Origin of the sequence: Glaciibacter sp. 2TAF33 (genome assembly GCF_052114945.1) — a bacterium.
GTDB lineage: Bacteria > Actinomycetota > Actinomycetes > Actinomycetales > Microbacteriaceae > Cryobacterium.
Genome location: NZ_JBFRFS010000003.1, coordinates 40095 through 54738, shown reverse-complemented (window position 1 = coordinate 54738; position 14644 = coordinate 40095). Strand labels below are relative to the sequence as shown.

12 protein-coding genes are annotated in these 14644 nt (G+C 65.2%); all 12 read left to right on the top strand.

Going from position 1 to position 14644, the window contains the following annotated elements; genetic code table 11:
- The first annotated feature begins 58 nt into the window (after positions 1–58).
- The 12 genes from mmsA to AB4Y94_RS03260 all read left to right on the top strand — a co-directional run bounded on the left by mmsA (position 59) and on the right by AB4Y94_RS03260 (position 14591).
- A complete protein-coding gene (gene mmsA, locus AB4Y94_RS03315; protein WP_441724721.1) occupies positions 59–1588 on the top strand; it encodes a multiple monosaccharide ABC transporter ATP-binding protein in 1530 nt (509 codons plus the stop codon).
- A 33-nt stretch (positions 1589–1621) separates the two neighbouring features.
- A complete protein-coding gene (mmsB, locus tag AB4Y94_RS03310; RefSeq protein WP_441724718.1) occupies positions 1622–2863 on the top strand; it encodes a multiple monosaccharide ABC transporter permease in 1242 nt (413 codons plus the stop codon).
- 283 nt (positions 2864–3146) lie between these two features.
- The gene (locus AB4Y94_RS03305; protein WP_441724715.1) at positions 3147–4130 is read left to right on the top strand and encodes a type IV toxin-antitoxin system AbiEi family antitoxin domain-containing protein; all 984 of its coding nucleotides are present in this window, start codon (positions 3147–3149) and stop codon (positions 4128–4130) included.
- A 706-nt stretch (positions 4131–4836) separates the two neighbouring features.
- Entirely contained in the window at positions 4837–5070 is a 234-nt protein-coding gene (gene nrdH / locus AB4Y94_RS03300) for a glutaredoxin-like protein NrdH (RefSeq protein WP_441724712.1), read from the top strand.
- Positions 5071–5104: 34 nt separating this feature from the next.
- Positions 5105–5509 (top strand): class Ib ribonucleoside-diphosphate reductase assembly flavoprotein NrdI, encoded by a 405-nt coding sequence (gene nrdI / locus AB4Y94_RS03295; RefSeq protein WP_441724709.1) that lies wholly within the window; start codon positions 5105–5107, stop codon positions 5507–5509.
- A 32-nt stretch (positions 5510–5541) separates the two neighbouring features.
- Positions 5542–7647, top strand: a complete 2106-nt coding sequence (gene nrdE, locus AB4Y94_RS03290) for a class 1b ribonucleoside-diphosphate reductase subunit alpha (protein WP_441725175.1) — start codon at positions 5542–5544, stop codon at positions 7645–7647.
- A gap of 92 nt (positions 7648–7739) precedes the next feature.
- Entirely contained in the window at positions 7740–8714 is a 975-nt protein-coding gene (nrdF, locus tag AB4Y94_RS03285) for a class 1b ribonucleoside-diphosphate reductase subunit beta (RefSeq protein WP_441724707.1), read from the top strand.
- A 168-nt stretch (positions 8715–8882) separates the two neighbouring features.
- Complete coding sequence (locus AB4Y94_RS03280; RefSeq protein WP_441724704.1) at positions 8883–9395, top strand: bifunctional nuclease family protein; 513 nt, start codon at positions 8883–8885, stop codon at positions 9393–9395.
- 87 nt (positions 9396–9482) lie between these two features.
- Entirely contained in the window at positions 9483–10862 is a 1380-nt protein-coding gene (locus AB4Y94_RS03275; protein WP_441724701.1) for an FAD-binding oxidoreductase, read from the top strand.
- Positions 10859–12220: a class I SAM-dependent methyltransferase gene (locus AB4Y94_RS03270; protein WP_441724698.1), complete on the top strand. Its 1362-nt coding sequence runs from the start codon at positions 10859–10861 to the stop codon at positions 12218–12220. The genes AB4Y94_RS03275 and AB4Y94_RS03270 overlap by 4 nt, the downstream gene beginning before the upstream one ends.
- A gap of 374 nt (positions 12221–12594) precedes the next feature.
- Positions 12595–12987, top strand: a complete 393-nt coding sequence (locus AB4Y94_RS03265; protein ID WP_441724695.1) for a thioredoxin family protein — start codon at positions 12595–12597, stop codon at positions 12985–12987.
- Positions 12988–13049: 62 nt separating this feature from the next.
- Positions 13050–14591 (top strand): molybdopterin-dependent oxidoreductase, encoded by a 1542-nt coding sequence (locus AB4Y94_RS03260; RefSeq protein ID WP_441724692.1) that lies wholly within the window; start codon positions 13050–13052, stop codon positions 14589–14591.
- Positions 14592–14644: the final 53 nt, after the last annotated feature.

The window sequence follows — 14644 nt, the reverse complement described above, 5'->3', positions numbered from 1 at the left end:
TCCACCGGCTCATCCCGCTCCAACTGCTCGAACCGCTCTAACTGAGAGAGGCACGCACGTGACCACCAACATTCTCGAGATGCGCAACATCACCAAGACGTTCCCCGGCGTCAAGGCGTTGCAGGACGTCACCCTTGATGTCGCCCGCGGCGAGATCCACGCCATCTGCGGGGAGAACGGCGCTGGCAAGTCCACCCTCATGAAGGTCCTGAGCGGCGTCTACCCGCACGGCACCTACACCGGCGACATCGTCTTCGAAGACGAGGTCGTCGCCTTCCGCGACATCCGTGACAGCGAGGCCAAGGGCATCGTCATCATCCACCAGGAGCTGGCCCTCAGCCCCTACCTCTCTATTGCGGAGAACATCTTCCTCAACAACGAACAGCGCGGCGGTCTCGGGCTGATCGACTGGAACAAGACCAACCATGAGGCGGCAAAGCTGCTCGCCCGGGTCGGCCTCAAGGAGAACCCCACCACCAAGGTGCTCGACATCGGCGTCGGCAAGCAGCAGTTGGTGGAAATCGCCAAGGCGCTCTCGAAGCGGGTGAAGCTTCTCATTCTGGACGAGCCGACCGCGGCGCTGAACGATGAGGACTCCGACCACCTGCTGGACCTGATCCTGCACCTCAAGGGCCAGGGCATCACGTCGATCATCATCAGCCACAAGCTCAACGAGATCAAGAAGATCGCCGACTCGGTAACGGTCATCCGCGACGGCAAGGCCATCGAGACGATGGCCAAGCAGGACGTCACCGAAGACCGCATCATCAAGGACATGGTCGGCCGGGACCTCGAACACCGCTACCCGGACCACACGCCGAACATCGGCGAAGAGATCCTCCGGGTGGAGGACTGGACAGCCCACCACCCGCAGGACGTGACCCGGGTGATGGTCGACAAGGTGAACCTGAACGTGCGCCGCGGCGAAATCGTCGGCATCGCGGGCCTGATGGGCGCCGGGCGCACCGAATTCGCGATGAGCCTGTTCGGCCGCACCTACGGCACGCGCATCTCCGGCAAGGTCTTCAAGAACGGCACCGAGATCAAGACCCGCACCGTCTCGGAGGCGATCGACAACGGCCTCGCCTACGCCACCGAGGACCGCAAGCAGTATGGCCTCAACCTGATCGAGGACATCCAGCGCAACATCTCCATGGCATCGCTGGGCAAACTGACCCGCCGCGGCCTGGTCGACGGCAACGAAGAGTTCAAGATCGCCAACGAGTACCGCAAGAGCATGAACATCAAGGCTCCGTCGGTGCTGGCCAAGACCGGGAAACTCTCCGGCGGCAACCAGCAGAAGGTGGTGCTGTCGAAATGGATCTACTCAGACCCCGACGTGCTCATCCTCGACGAACCGACACGCGGAATCGACGTCGGCGCCAAGTACGAGATCTACGCGATCATCAACGCGCTTGCGGCGCAGGGCAAGGGGATCATCGTGATCTCGTCCGAGCTGCCGGAGCTGATCGGCATCACCGACCGCATCTACACACTTTCCGAGGGCACCATCACGGGCGAGTTCCCGATCAAGGATGCGACCCCGGAAATCCTCATCAAGCACATGACAATGGAAAAGGCCCGCTAGCGCCCGGCGCTCTCGGATAAGGAGAAACGTCTTATGAGTGATCTCGACACGAAACCGGCGACCGCGACCGCCGCCGGCGCGCAGGTGAACCCCAGCACGTCCAAGGCGGCATCCTGGTTCACCCACCTGGCCTCCGACCTCGGCCGGAACGGCATCTTCATCGCGCTGATCGTGGTGGTGGTGCTGTTCAGCATCATGACCGACGGCATCCTGCTCCGCCCGCAGAACATCTCCAACCTGATCGTGCAGAACGGCTACATCCTGGTCCTCGCGGTCGGCATGGTGATGGTCATCATCGCCGGGCACATCGACCTCTCCGTCGGTTCGGTGGCGGCGTTCGTCGGCGCGGTATCCGGTGTCTTCGCCGTGAACTGGGGGCTGCCGTGGTGGCTGGCGATCGTCCTGTCGCTCCTGGTCGGCGCCCTGGTCGGCGTCTGGCAGGGCTTCTGGATCGCCTTCGTCGGCATCCCGGCGTTCATCGTGACGCTGGCCGGCATGCTGATCTTCCGAGGCCTCGCGCTGGCGGTTCTCGGCAACGCCAACATCGGCTCCTTCCCGGCCGAATACCGCGCCCTCGGAAACGGATTCCTGAACAACGTCTTCGGCGAGTTCGAACTGGACCCGCTGACCCTCGGTATCGCGGCGATCGCGGTCATCGCGTTGATCGTGCAGCAGGTGCGCACCCGCACGGGACGCGCCAAGTACGGCCAGGAGGTCGAGCCGATCGTCTGGTTCGTCACCAAGCTGGTGCTGATCACCGTGGTCATCGGCCTGTTCTCCTGGGCGCTCGCCTCGTACAAGGGCATCCCGGTGACGCTGATCGTGCTGGCCGTGCTGGTGATGGTCTACGGCATCGTGATGAACCGCACCGTGTTCGGCCGCCACATCTACGCCATCGGCGGCAACCTCCACGCCGCGGAACTTTCCGGCATCAAGACCCGCAACGTCTCGTTCTGGCTGTTCGTGAACATGGGCGTGCTCGCCGCCCTGGCCGGGCTGATCTTCACCGCCCGCCTCAACCTGGCCGGCCCGAAGGCCGGTGACGGCTTCGAGCTCGAGGCCATCTCCGCCGCGTTCATCGGTGGGGCCGCGGTGCAGGGCGGCGTCGGCACGATCGGCGGCGCGATCATCGGTGGCCTGATCATCGGCGTGCTGAACAACGGCATGTCCATCATGGGCATCGGTATCGAGTGGCAGCAGGCCGTCAAGGGCCTGGTGCTGTTGCTCGCCGTGGCGTTCGACGTGTACAACAAGCGCCGGTCGGGCGGCCGCTGACGCGGCATCCGCTCGCGCGGCATCCGCTCGCGCGGCATCCGCTCGCATTGTCGGGCCCCGGTCGTCGGTGACGACCGGGGCCTTTGCGCGTGACCGTCGATGCTCGGTACATCCCGCGCCCGGGCGGGATCTCCGGGTGGGGTCTCCGGGTGGAGTCTCCGTGCGGCGGCCGTGCGGCGGCATCCGCTGGCCAAAGTCCTCCACAGCGGATGCCTCGCACGGGTTGTCCACAGAACGCTGGCCCGGGCGGCAGACGAGGATTGCCGGCAGGGCACCCTGAGGTGTGCACGAAATCCTCGAAACGGCCGCACTCCAGACCGGAGGCCTCATCACGACTTCGGCGCTGCGCCGGATCGGCGGTCCATCGCACACCGCCGAGACCATGATCGCGCGCGGTGAGCTGGTTCGTGTCGCTCACGGGATCTACGTCGACGGTGGGACCTGGAGAGCGGTTTCGGCGGAGGAGCGGTATCGCCTCTTCGTTCGGGCCAATGCCCTGCTCGGCCGGCGCCCCGCCGTGGTCTCCCACCTGTCCGCCGCGGTTCTGCACGGCCTTCCGACGATCGGTGGCTGGCCGAAAACGCTGCACACGATTGATAACGATGCGACAGGCGGAAGCAACGCCCGGTTCACGACCAGGCATCGCAACGTCGTTCCGCCGGACATTGTGCACATCACGGGGTTGCCCGTGACGTCATTGGCGCGCACGCTGGTCGACGTTGCAAGCAGCTCCAGTTTCCTTATTGCCGTGACGATGATCGATCATGCGCTTCGCGTCGAGCTCGAACGGGTGGCACACGACGGTTCCGGAACCGTCGGTGCAGCGGCGCTCACGAAGGACGATCTCCACACCGAACTCGTCGCCGTGCACCCCCGGTTCGGCGCGAGGCAGGCCGCGCACGCCATCGAGTTCGCGAACCCGCTGGCGGCCAACCCCGGGGAGACCATGGGGCGGGTGCGGATGTTCCAGCTGGGGTTCGAGGTTCCGGAGCTGCAGGTCCATTTCAGTATCAAGGGCAAGGACTATTGGGTGGACTATTTCTGGCGTCGCATCCGCAAGGTCGGCGAATTCGACGGTGACGTGAAGTACACCCGCGGAATGGTGCTCGGGGACCGCGATCCGTCAGAGATCGTCGTCAGCGAGAAGAGGCGCGAGGACATCCTCCGTCAACATGTGAACAGCTTCGACAGGTGGGACTGGAACACCGCCCTGTCTCCTCGCCGGTTCTACGAGTTCCTCTCCGAGCACGGAGTGCCGCGCGCCTGAACCTTGAAGGGCGGCGCCGCGGACGCGCACTGTGCGGCGCAGGGGGCGGAGTGCGGGGCGCGGGATGTCGCACTGGGCGCGGGATATCGCGCTGGGCGCGCGGGATATCGGGTGCCGGATGCGATTTCGCGCGCCCAACGCGAGGCGGCGCGCGGCGACGCCGCCGTGGCCGGGTGCACGCACGGGCCGCTGGCTTGACGGTACAGGCGCCGGGCGAGGAGGGCGGAGAGCCGGGGCGCGGGATATCGCGCTGGGCGCGCGGGATATCGGGTGCCGGATGCGATTTCGCGCGCCCAACGCGGGGGTCGCAACGGCGCGACTCGGCGGCGCGCGTGCACTCGGCGGCTTGCCGCACGGGAATGTCGGTGGTCGGTGGGACACTTCCGGCACACGAGAACGGCGCGCACCCGGCGACACGCCGACGCTGATTCCACAGGGCGAAAAGTATCCGATTGCCCACCTGTGGATAACTCGGACGGATGCCGCGTCAAATCGCCGAAGCGGCATCCGCTGGCCTGTTGAAAACGGGTGCATAACCTGTAGAAAACTACATAAATGTAATTACTGCATGTAGTGGCTGTTCCTATTGGGAATCACTAGATGTAGTATTAGAAGTCCAGTACGGCACTACCGCCGCACCCCAAATCAATCACATTGTGAACGACTTATTCGGGCGTATTCCGAATGACGAGAAGGGCCCCTACAGATGGCAATCACGGTCTACACGAAGCCTTCCTGTGTCCAGTGCACGGCGACGTACCGCGCCTTGGACAGCAAGGGCATCGAGTACGAGGTACTCGACCTCTCGGCTGACGAGAACGCACTCGAAGCGGTCAAGGCCCTGGGCTACCTGCAGGCTCCCGTTGTGATCACCGACGAGGACCACTGGTCGGGCTTCCGCCCCGACAAGATCCAGGAACTCGCCGACCGCCTCGCGTAGTCGGAAGCGGCTCCTGTAATCGAGGGGGTGACTGATGACCGAACTCGTCTATTTCTCCAGCGTTTCGGGCAACACTCACCGCTTCGTTCAGAAGCTGGGTCGACCGGCCACGCGCATCCCGCTGTACGCCAGGGATGAGCCGTTGCGCGTCGACAAGCCGTACGTGTTGTGCCTGCCGACCTATGGCGGGGGCAACGGCAACGGTGCGGTTCCCAAGCAGGTGATCAGGTTCCTCAATGATGAACAGAACCGGTCGCTGATCAGGGGCGTCATCGGTGCCGGCAACACCAATTTCGGCGAGGCCTTCTGCCTCGCGGGGGACATCATCGCTGCCAAGTGCAAGGTGCCCCACCTGTATCGCTTTGAAGTATTTGGAACACCGGATGATGTGCGCATCGTTCACGACGGATTGGAATCGTTTTGGAGTCAACAGCTGTGAAGATCACACCGATCGAAGCGCCCACGGTGGGAATGGACTATCACTCCCTCAACGCCATGCTCAACCTGTACGGCCCGAGCGGGGAGATCCAGTTCGACAAGGACCGTGAGGCGGCACGCGAGTACTTCCTGCAGCACGTGAACCAGAACACGGTGTTCTTCCACAGCCTCAAGGAACGACTCGACTACCTGGTCGAGAAGGAGTACTACGAGCAGGCCGTGCTCGACCAGTACTCATTCGAGTTCATCACCAAGCTCAACGACCTCGCGTACTCGAAGAAGTTCCGCTTCTCCACCTTCCTCGGTGCGTTCAAGTACTACACCTCCTACACGCTGAAGACGTTCGACGGAAAGCGCTACCTCGAGCGGTTCGAAGACCGTGTCGTGATGACCGCGCTCGGGCTGGCCGCGGGCGACGAGGCCCTCGCGGTGAGCCTGGTCGAGGAGATCATCGCCGGCCGCTTCCAGCCGGCGACCCCCACCTTCCTCAACTCCGGCAAGGCGCAGCGCGGTGAGCTCGTCTCCTGCTTCCTGCTCCGCATCGAAGACAACATGGAGTCGATCTCCCGCGGCATCAACTCGTCGCTGCAGCTCTCCAAGCGCGGCGGCGGCGTCGCCCTGCTGCTCTCGAACATCCGCGAGGCCGGCGCCCCGATCAAGCAGATCGAGAACCAGTCCAGCGGCATCATCCCGGTGATGAAGCTGCTCGAAGACTCCTTCAGCTACGCCAACCAGCTGGGCGCCCGCCAGGGTGCCGGCGCGGTCTACCTGCACGCGCACCACCCCGACATCATGCGCTTCCTTGACACCAAGCGTGAGAACGCCGACGAGAAGATCCGCATCAAGACGCTGTCCCTCGGCGTTGTCATCCCCGACATCACCTTCGAACTCGCCAAGAAGGGCGAGGACATGTACCTGTTCTCCCCGTACGACGTGGAGAAGGTCTACGGCGTGCCGTTCGGTGACATCTCGGTGAGCGAGAAGTACCAGGAGATGGTCGACGATCCGCGCATCAAGAAGTCGAAGATGAAGGCCCGTGACTTCTTCCAGACCCTCGCCGAGATCCAGTTCGAGTCCGGCTACCCGTACATCGTCTTCGAGGACACCGTGAACGCGGCCAACCCGATCAAGGGCCGCATCAACATGTCGAACCTGTGCTCGGAGATCCTCCAGGTCAACACCCCGACCACCTACAACGAGGACCTCTCCTACAAGGAGATCGGCAAGGACATCTCCTGCAACCTCGGCTCGATGAACATCGCCCTGTCGATGGACTCGCCCGACTTCGGCCGCACCGTGGAGACCGCCATTCGCGGACTCAGCTCGGTCTCTGACCAGAGCCACATCGCATCCGTTCGCTCGATCGAGGACGGCAACGACAAGTCGCACGCCATCGGACTCGGGCAGATGAACCTGCACGGCTACCTCGCCCGCGAACGGGTGTATTACGGCAGCGAAGAGGGCATCGATTTCACGAACATCTACTTCTACACGGTGCTGTTCCACGCCCTCCGCGCCTCGAACAAGCTCGCCATCGAGCGCGGACGAGCCTTCGAGGGCTTCGCCGACTCGACTTACGCGTCCGGCGCGTTCTTCGACAAGTACACCGACCAGGTGTGGGAGCCGGCCACCGCCCGGGTCGCCGAACTGTTCGAGACATCGGGCGTCGCCATCCCGACCCAGGCGGACTGGGCCGGGCTCAAGGCATCCGTCATCGAGCACGGCATCTACAACCAGAACCTGCAGGCCGTGCCGCCGACCGGGTCGATCTCGTACATCAACAACTCGACGTCGTCGATCCACCCGATCGCGTCGAAGATCGAGATTCGCAAGGAAGGCAAGCTCGGCCGGGTCTACTACCCGGCGCCGTTCATGACGAACGACAACCTGGACTACTACCAGGACGCCTACGAGATCGGCCCGGAGAAGATCATCGACACCTACGCGGCTGCCACCCAGCACGTCGACCAGGGCCTGTCGCTGACGCTGTTCTTCAAGGACACGGCCACCACACGCGACATCAACAAGGCGCAGATCTACGCCTGGCGCAAGGGAATCAAGACGATCTACTACATCCGTCTGCGCCAGATGGCCCTCGAGGGAACCGAACTCGATATGTGCGTCTCCTGCATGCTCTAGCGTTTCGCTCAACGCAATCGGTGGTCGAGCGTGTCGAGACCACATCACCGGATCTCACCGCCGCTCGATCACCGCACTGAAGAAGGAAAACAATGATTGACAAGCTGAAGCTCGTCTCGCACGTCGACGCGATCAACTGGAACAAGATCGAAGACGAGAAAGACGTCGAGGTCTGGAACCGCCTCGTCAACAACTTCTGGCTGCCGGAGAAGATCCCGCTGTCCAACGACATCCAGTCCTGGAACACGCTCACCCCGGCCGAGCAGCAGCTCACCATGCGCGTGTTCACCGGGCTGACCCTGCTCGACACGATCCAGGGCACGGTCGGCGCGGTGTCGTTGATCCCGGATGCGATCACCCCGCATGAAGAGGCCGTCTACACGAACATCGCGTTCATGGAGTCGGTGCACGCGAAGAGCTACTCGTCGATCTTCTCGACGCTCTGTTCGACGAAGGAGATCGACGAGGCGTTCCGCTGGTCGACCGAGAACGTGAACCTGCAGAAGAAGGCGTCCATCGTGATGGACTACTACACCGGCGACGACCCGCTGAAGCGCAAGGTCGCCTCGACCCTGCTGGAGTCGTTCCTGTTCTACTCGGGCTTCTACCTGCCGATGTACTGGTCGAGCCGGGCCAAGCTCACGAACACGGCCGATCTCATCCGTTTGATCATTCGCGATGAGGCCGTGCACGGGTACTACATCGGCTACAAATTCCAGAAGGGCCTGGAGAACGAAACCCAGGAGCGCCGTGACGAGATCAAGGACTACACGTTCAACCTGATGTTCGAGCTGTACGAGAACGAGGTGCAGTACACGCAGGACCTCTACGACGAGGTCGGCCTCACCGAGGACGTCAAGAAGTTCCTGCACTACAACGCCAACAAGGCGCTGATGAACCTCGGCTACGAGGCCATGTTCCCGAAGACCGTGACGGATGTGAACCCGTCGATTTTGTCTGCGCTGTCACCGAACGCAGACGAGAACCACGACTTTTTCTCCGGGTCGGGTTCGTCGTATGTGATCGGCAAGGCCGTGGTCACCGAAGACGAGGACTGGGACTTCTAGTCGACCTGGATAGAAAGGCCACGGGCGGATGCTTCGGCATCCGCCCTTCTGCGTCTGCGGCGATGCACGCGGCACATTGCACGCACGATTGCAGCATCCCGCCCGCTTTGTTCCGGCGTGCAGCCGTACGATGGCGGTGTTCCATCCGATGTTTCGACGGGAGTCGCCATGGTTCAGGTGCACGTTCTCGGGGTTGCGCTGGACAGCGAGGGCCAGCACATTATCCTGCTGAAACCAGTCGCGGTGGCGCCGGCTGTCGGGAAGGTGCTGCCGATCTGGGTCGGCGAGCAGGAGGCGACGTCAACGATGATCGCCCTCAGCGGTGACGCGCCACCGCGGCCGCAGTCGCACGATCTGATGAAGACGCTGCTCGACACCGTCGGCGCGCACGTCGAGCGGGTGGAGGTGACCCGCATCGACCAGGGAACCTTTTACGCCGACATCACACTCGGCACCCCATCCGGCACACTCGTGCTCGATGCCCGGCCCTCGGATTCCATCGCCCTCGCGCTGCGCGCCGAAGCGCCGCTCTTTGTTGCCGACGACGTCTTGGCAGAGGTGGGCATTCCCGCCGCGATGGTCGAATCCGCCGGCAACGAGGAGATGCCTGACCCCGAACAGGCGCTCAACGAGCTCAAGGAATTTCTCGAGCATGTCGACCCGGAGGACTTCACAGGCTGACTACGCCCGCGGGCGCCTGGGCACCGTATCCCGCGGTACCTGCCGGAACCCGTCGCGCCGCGTGCGACCGAGGACTAGCGTGAAGTCGTGCCCGCTCCCGTGGTTGACGCGCCGAGTGCTCACGCCGCCGGCGTGCAGCGCCTTCTGGAGAGCTATCAGTCCCTCCCCGTGACGGCCCCGGTCCGGCTGGCCAAACCCACCTCGAATCTGTTCCGGACACGCGCCAGAAGCCGCGCACCAGGCCTCGACACCTCCGGCCTGACCGGCGTCATCACGATAGATGCTGAGGCGCGGACGGCCGACGTGGCCGGCATGTGCACCTACGAGGACCTCGTCGCCGCGACCCTGCGCCACGGTTTGGCACCGCTGGTGGTGCCGCAGCTGAAGACCATCACCCTCGGCGGCGCCGTCACCGGCCTCGGCATCGAATCGACGTCGTTCCGCAACGGCCTGCCGCACGAGTCGGTACGGGAGATGGACATCCTCACCGGCTCCGGTGAGGTGCTCACCGCATCGCCCCGCGAGCACGCCGACCTGTTCCGCGCCTTCCCGAACTCGTACGGGACGCTCGGCTACGCGGTGCGCTTGCTGATCGACCTCGAACCCGTCGAACCGTTCGTCGCGCTCAGGCAGGTACGTTTCCACTCGCTCGACGACCTGGTCGCCGCCATGCGCGGCATCATCGAGACGGGCAGGTTCGAGGGGGATTCCGTCGACTACCTCGACGGCGTGGTTTTCAGCGCCGCCGAAAGCTACCTCTGCCTGGGGAGGAAGACCGGTGCGCCCGGCCCGGTCAGCGACTACACCGGCCAGCGGATCTACTACCGCTCCATCCGGCACGACAACGGCGTGACGGATGACCGGCTCACCATCCACGACTACCTCTGGCGCTGGGATACCGACTGGTTCTGGTGTTCGGAGGCGTTCGGCGCGCAGGATCCGCGGCTGCGCCGGTTCTGGCCGCGGCGTTACCGGCGCAGCAGCTTCTACGGGAAGCTGATGAACCTCGAGCAGCGGTTCCACATCGGCGATCGCATCGAGAAACTGCGCGGCCGGCCGCCGCGTGAGCGGGTCGTGCAGGACATCGAGGTGCCGATCGAGCGGTGCGCGGAGTTCCTGGGCTGGTTCCTGGACACCGTGCCGATCACGCCGATCTGGCTGTGTCCGCTTCGGGTGCAAGCCGACGACGGCTGGCCGCTCTACCCGATCCCGCCGCATCGGGACTACGTCAACGTCGGCTTCTGGTCGACCGTGCCGGTCGGTTCCACCGAGGGGGCGACGAACCGGCTGATCGAACGCAGGGTCCGTGAGCTTGACGGGCACAAGTCGCTGTACTCCGACGCCTACTACTCCCGGGAGGAGTTCGACGAACTCTACGGCGGGGACAGGTACCGGGAAGTGAAAACCCGCTACGACCCCGATTCACGTCTCCTCGACCTCTATGCGAAAGCGGTGCAACGACGATGACCACGTTCAAGGATCGCTCGACCACGTCGATGGCGACGTCGAAGTCGACGGTGACGGATGCGACGCGGAATGCGGATGCGACAGCCAGGCTCACCCTCGCCGAAGTACTGGAGACCCTCGCCGGCGGTCGGCTTCCGTTGCGGATCACGGCCTACGACGGGAGCTCGGCAGGACCGACCGACGCTGCGTTCGGCCTGGACCTCAAGACCCCGCGCGGCACGACCTATCTCGCCACCGGCCGCGGCGACCTCGGCCTGGCCCGTGCCTACATCGCCGGCGACCTCGAGATCCGCGGGGTGCACCCCGGTGACCCCTATGAGCTGCTCAGGGCGCTCGCCGAGAGCCTGGTCTTCACCCGCCCGCCGGCACGCGTGATGGTCGACATCATCCGCTCCATCGGCGTCGAACACCTGCGCCCGGTCCCGCCGCCGCCCGAGGAAGTGCAGCCCCGTTGGCGGCGAGTCGCCGGGGGGCTCCGGCACAGCAAGGCCCGTGACGCCGACGCGATCCACCACCATTACGACGTCTCGAACACCTTCTACGAGTGGGTGCTCGGGCCGTCGATGACCTACACCTGCGCGTGCTACCCCCGCGAAGGCGCATCCCTCGGCGAGGCACAAGAGAACAAGTACCGGCTCGTTTTCGAGAAACTGCGGCTGAAGCCCGGCGACCGGTTGCTCGACGTCGGGTGTGGCTGGGGCGGCATGGTGCGCTATGCCGCGCGCCGCGGCGTGCGGGCCACCGGTGTGACGCTGTCGGCCGAGCAGACCGGCTGGGCGCAGCAGGCCATCGCAGACGAGGGGCTGGGTGACCTGGCCGAGGTCCGCTTCGGCGACTACCGTGATATCACGGAGAGCGGCTTCGACGCCGTGTCGTCGATCGGGCTGCTCGAGCACATCGGAGTGCGCAACTACCCGTCGTACTTCGGCTTCCTGCAGTCGAGGCTCCGCCCCGGCGGGCTGCTGCTCAACCACTGCATCACCCGGCCGGAGAATCAGACCAGACCGGCGACCGCCGGGTTCATCGATCGGTACGTGTTCCCCGACGGAGAGCTCACCGGATCGGGCCGGATCATCAGCGACGCCCAGGACGCCGGCCTCGAGGTGTTGCACGAGGAGAACCTGCGCCAGCACTACGCACTGACGCTGCGCGACTGGGGCGCCAACCTCGTCGAGCACTGGGACGAGGCCGTCGCCGAAGTCGGGCTGCCGACCGCGAAAGTGTGGGGCCTGTACATGGCCGGATCACGACTCGGGTTCGAGAGCAATGGGATCCAGTTGCACCAGGTGCTGCTGAACAGGCCCGGCGATCGCAGCGTTGTCGGTGAGCTGCCGCTGCGGCCGTGGTGGACACCGTGACCTGGCTACTCGGCCGTGGCATGCCCGTGATCGTGTAGATGACGACGATCCGCGTTCCCCGGGTCGGTGGCGATAGCCCCGTTTGCCGAGCGCCCGTCCGCGCAACTCCTGCGATTCGTTCCGCCCCGGGTCTCACTTCCGCGAAATCACGGGGCGGCGCACGTCGCGGCGATACTGATAGCAGGAGTTATGCACGTGGGTGCGGGACACCGCTGCCGCCCGGACGGCGTCGCACGCGAGCCGCAACGCCATTCGAACCGGATTCGTGTCTGATGAAGCGCACTCACCGCGGGCGCATCCGCCGATGGAATGTGAACGCCCCCCGGCGCGTTGACAATGGAGTTGCACCCATCCCAACCCGACGAGGAGACCACATGGCGACCATAGAGCTCACGGCAGACGCGTTCGAAGAGACGGTCACGGCCCCCGGCATCACGCTGGTGGATTTCTGGGCGGACTGGTGCGGCCCGTGCAAGAGCTTCTCCCCGATCTACGACGCCGCGAGCGCGAAGAACCCGGACATCACCTTCGGCAAGGTGGACACCGAAGCGGAGCAGGGCCTCTCCGCCGCAGCGGGCATCACGTCGATCCCGACGCTGATGGCATTCCGAGACGGCATCCTGGTGTTCTCGCAGCCCGGAGCGCTCCCCGCGCCGGCGCTGGACCAGGTCATCACGGCCGTGAAGGGGCTCGACATGGACGAAGTCAGGGCCATGGTTGCCGCGCAGGAAGCCGGCGCCACGCCCGAGGGCCACGACCACCCCTAGGCATCCGCCGAGCTGACGGAGTCTCTCCAGCGGATGCCAGCCTGGCGGATTAGCATGACCCCATGAGCGCAGCCCGCGAGAGGACCTGGGCGATCGTGGCCGGCCTGGTGAGCGCCGCGGTCACCCTGGGAATCGCCGAGGTCGCCGCCCTGATCGTGGCACCGGCAGCCAGCCCGCTTCTGGCGGTCGGTTCGCTGGTCATCGACCTGGTGCCCGGTTGGGCCAAAGACCTCGTCATCGCCCTGTTCGGAACGGACGACAAGCTGGTCCTCCTGCTGTGCCTCGGCGTCCTGGTGGCGCTCCTGGCCGGCATCATCGGCCTGCTCGAATACCGGCGGCCGCCGTGGGGCATCATTGGACTGGTGCTGGTCGGCGGCATCGCGACGATCGCCGTGACCACCCGGGCCCAGGCGACCGGCATCTGGGCGCTCCCCACCGTGCTCGGAATGATCGGAGGGGTGGTCGTGCTGCGCGTGGCGAGCATCCGCCTGCGGGCGTGGGCCGGAACCGGTCACATCACCACCGCATCCGGGGTGTCCCGCCGCAGTTTCCTGGCCTTCGTCGGGGGCACCGGTCTGGCCGCCCTTGTCGTCGGAATCGGCGCGCGTGCCGTGAACGCAGGAACCGTCGCCGTGAAAGCCGTGCGCGACGCGATCAAGCTTCCACAGCCCGCCGCCGCCGCCGCCCCGATCCCGGCCGGCGCTGAACTCGCCGTGACCGGCATCACGCCGCTGGTCACCGCGAACGACGCGTTCTACCGCATCGACACCGCCCTGCAGGTGCCGAGCGTCGACGCCTCAACATGGCGCCTGAAGGTCACCGGAATGGTGGAGAACGAGTTCGAGCTCAGCTTCGACGAACTTCTGGCGTTGCCGCTCACCGAAACCACCGTCACCCTGATGTGTGTATCCAACGAGGTCGGCGGCAACCTGGCCGGCAACGCCGTGTGGCTCGGCTACCCGATCCGGGAACTGCTTGCCCGAGCCAAACCGACCTCCGGCGCCGACATGGTGCTCTCGACCAGCGTCGACGGATTCACCGCCAGCACGCCGCTCGAGGTGCTGCGGGAAAAAAGCCGGGACAGCCTGCTCGCGGTCGGCATGAACGGCTCGCCGCTTCCGCTGGAACACGGCTTCCCGGTGCGGATGGTGGTGCCGGGACTCTACGGCTACGTCTCCGCCACCAAATGGGTGGTCGAACTCCGCGTCACCCGGTTCGCCGACGCCACCGCATACTGGACTGACCGCGGCTGGTCGCCGAAAGGACCGGTCAAGACGGAGTCCCGGATCGACGTGCCGGGCGACGGCGCCCAGGTCGCCGCCGGCACGGTGGCCGTGGCCGGCGTCGCCTGGGCCCAGCACACCGGCATCGAACGCGTCGAGGTGCGCGTCGACAACGGCGCCTGGTCGCCGGCCCGCCTCGCCACCGCCATCTCTGCAGACACCTGGGTGCAGTGGGTCTACGAATGGGAGGCGAGACCCGGCAGCCATGTGATCCAGGTGCGGGCAACGGATGCCGGTGGCTTCACCCAGCGCGAGAGAGACCTCCCCCCGGTCCCCGACGGGGCGGAGGGGTGGCACACCGTGCGCGTGACAGTGGGGTAGCCGGGAACGCGGCAACAGGACTCTGGACGGGCGGCATCCGCTGCAATAGGCTG

Excerpts from the sequence above, each read along its gene's own strand:
- mmsB (WP_441724718.1), top strand. The coding sequence starts at position 1,622 with ATGAGTGATCTCGACACGAAACCGGCGACCGCGACCGCCGCCGGCGCG.
- nrdH (WP_441724712.1), top strand. The coding sequence starts at position 4,837 with ATGGCAATCACGGTCTACACGAAGCCTTCCTGTGTCCAGTGCACGGCG.
- nrdE (WP_441725175.1), top strand. The coding sequence starts at position 5,542 with ATGGACTATCACTCCCTCAACGCCATGCTCAACCTGTACGGCCCGAGC.
- AB4Y94_RS03260 (WP_441724692.1), top strand. The coding sequence starts at position 13,050 with ATGAGCGCAGCCCGCGAGAGGACCTGGGCGATCGTGGCCGGCCTGGTG.
- nrdF (WP_441724707.1), top strand. The coding sequence starts at position 7,740 with ATGATTGACAAGCTGAAGCTCGTCTCGCACGTCGACGCGATCAACTGG.
- AB4Y94_RS03280 (WP_441724704.1), top strand. The coding sequence starts at position 8,883 with ATGGTTCAGGTGCACGTTCTCGGGGTTGCGCTGGACAGCGAGGGCCAG.
- AB4Y94_RS03265 (WP_441724695.1), top strand. The coding sequence starts at position 12,595 with ATGGCGACCATAGAGCTCACGGCAGACGCGTTCGAAGAGACGGTCACG.
- AB4Y94_RS03270 (WP_441724698.1), top strand. The coding sequence starts at position 10,859 with ATGACCACGTTCAAGGATCGCTCGACCACGTCGATGGCGACGTCGAAG.
- nrdI (WP_441724709.1), top strand. The coding sequence starts at position 5,105 with ATGACCGAACTCGTCTATTTCTCCAGCGTTTCGGGCAACACTCACCGC.